The sequence below is a fragment of the Microcoleus sp. K5-D4 genome, assembly GCF_036704575.1.
In the GTDB taxonomy this organism is placed as follows: domain Bacteria; phylum Cyanobacteriota; class Cyanobacteriia; order Cyanobacteriales; family Microcoleaceae; genus Microcoleus.
In genome coordinates this window covers 1-2453 of the sequence record NZ_JAUBSD010000189.1, presented here as the reverse complement: position 1 = coordinate 2453, position 2453 = coordinate 1, and the positions used below count along the sequence as shown (strand labels likewise).

The window sequence follows — 2453 nt, the reverse complement described above, 5'->3', positions numbered from 1 at the left end:
ATTGTTAAGCGACGACGAAAACCTCATGTCAGGCTAATTATTTCTCCTTTCCCTGGAACTCAAAGAAGTCCCGAACACTTTTTTTTCAATAATAAAGGAACAAATGGAGTCATATTTTAATTGGTATCTCGGTAAAAAATGAGTAAGGTTACTCATTGACAACAGTGTTTTTAGCTTAACTTGTGAGTAATGGTCCATGACTAGCAAGATGGTTTTCGATTGTCCAGCTCCGGTTTGTTTGGCAAACTTTTCTAATACTAGATTCAGCCATTCTATATTATAGTTATTTAAAATAAAAATGAGACACTAAGTTGCACAATAAGCGCGAATACTCTCATCAAGAGATGTGGCAGAATGCGAATACGTTATAGCTCTCTTTAATGCACTAAAATCATGCTCAATATCATTTAAGTCAGGAGAGTATTTTGGTGAAAAAAGTATCTGATGGCCTGCTTCCTCCACCAGGAGTCTAATTGCTGTCTTACGATGAATCGGTGCATTATCCATGATTAATATTGATGGTATTGTTAAAGATGGCCATAGATATAAAGCTAACCACCCTTCAAAACTTTCTGGATTCAAGCGGACAGTAAAGACCATAGGTGCAATCAAGTCCTTGTTTCCTTTTCTTCTTCCTGCTACTAAATTTTCTCTTTTCCCCCGTTTTCCTTGTCTATCCCCATAGACTTTTTTTCCTTTTTTGAACCAGGCATAAACCTGGGGGGGTGACGACCCGCCCCAAACCCATAGTTAGTAAGGATTAAGCCAACTTGTGGTAAAAAAAGATAGGCAGCAGAGTTGTTACACGCTTGCCTATCAAAAAAAATAATGATACCAAAATTCTACCAGACTCCTAGACAAAAATACCTGACGCCATCTCAGTTTTTGGTGATGACAATTTTGCTATCCTTGATGCAATCAGAAAAACAAGTCAGATTAGAGCGGCTCTCCCGAGTATTTCCCTGTCTAATTACAGCCGAAAGTCGGCGACGGAAATTACAAAGATTTTTGGTATCGGCTCAATAAGTCGGGGTAACAGTTAATCTAGTTGCCAAGACAAGCCCAAGGGATGAAGAGAAGACTTGGAGCGAATAATAGTAGAGAGAGAGGGAATAACTCCAAGTTGAGAAATTCGGTCACGCACATAATCGAAAAAACTGATTCCCAACTGACGAGTAGTAGCCACAAGAGACATAAAAGTATCCCAAGCCCTCGTACCCTCAATCGTTTGAGTTGCATAGCTAATATTACGTCGCTGCACCATAGTTCTGGCGGCTAACTCAGCCGGATTATTGTGTAAAGGTAATTCAGGATGCTCCAAAACTCGCTCGCAACTCGAATGCTTTTGTCGCAGTTAATTGTTTGCGTTCATCCAACAATTCATAGCCACTCGGAGTTTCAAAAAGCAGCCGAAATTTAGCCTTTAAAGGCTGTGCAGCTTCGGGACTGGGAGCGTCTTTGTAAGCTAATAATTCCCGATAATAATCCCAAAAATCTTCGATAAACTGCCCTAAAATTACTTGATGGCAAGCGAATACCGGGCTTAACTTCTTGTAATGTCTTCCCTCGTGTACCCATTACTCACAAGTTAAGCTAAAAGCACTATTGTCAATGAGTAATTTTACTCATTTTTTACCTGTTGCTCCAATTAAAATATGACTCCATTTGTTCCTTTATTATTAAAAAAAAATTGTTCGGGACTTCTTTGAGTTCCAGGGAAAGGAGAAATAATTAGCCTGACATGAGGTTTTCGTCGTCGCTTAACAATCCCTAAATCTTGATTTTTATCGGAGGCAAAATACTTAACTAGGTCAGAAGCTATTCCTTTTTGATAGGCCACAGAAAAATGATACATCCCCCGATAAATCATTTCTAATGAAACACGTTCAATTGGCACTCCTAATTCATCTGCAACCGCATCTCCTAAATCTACTAAAATCGCATAAAATAGCCAAGTACCCCAGATTTGTAGCTTGATTCCGTTTAACGAACCTGTCCATAAATAGCTGAGATTTAGTAATCTTTTTACTAGGCAAAATGCCTCTTCAATTCGCCAGCGTCTTTGAGATAAATCTGCTACTACATAGGGGGGTAATATTTCGGGTTCTTGGACACTTGTTAAATAAGAACGCCAGGAATTTTTCGAGCGAATTTGTACTAATCTTATAGTCAAAGCTGGTGTTTTTTTTGTCCCTGCACCTATCCTAATTATCTGGTCTTTGACATCATAAGTATTGGTGAATACCCGCTCGACTTGATAAGATGCACCTTTTTTAATCCGAGTAATAAATCCAATTTCTTGCTCGATTAATTTTGACCAAAAAGCGAAGTGATAGAAGCCTCTATCTAATAACAGCAAGGTTTTTGGCTTAACTGTTTTTAGTAAGTCTTCCTCCCAATTAGTATCTGCTTGTTTCGGGTTTGTCCAAAACCAAATTTCTTCGGGAAGATGA

General features: G+C 38.7%; 2 protein-coding genes and 1 pseudogene. All 3 read right to left on the bottom strand.

Annotated features, from left to right (window positions below):
- Positions 1-306: 306 nt before the first annotated feature.
- A pseudogene (locus QUA77_RS28910) lies at positions 307-717 on the bottom strand (transposase); the annotation flags it as partial.
- 322 nt (positions 718-1039) lie between these two features.
- Positions 1040-1321, bottom strand: coding sequence for a hypothetical protein (locus tag QUA77_RS28905; protein WP_333356020.1), 282 nt, complete (start codon positions 1319-1321; stop codon positions 1040-1042).
- Between the two features lie 327 nt (positions 1322-1648).
- Positions 1649-2453: transposase (locus QUA77_RS28900; protein WP_333454051.1), on the bottom strand; the 805-nt coding region annotated here is incomplete at its 5' end.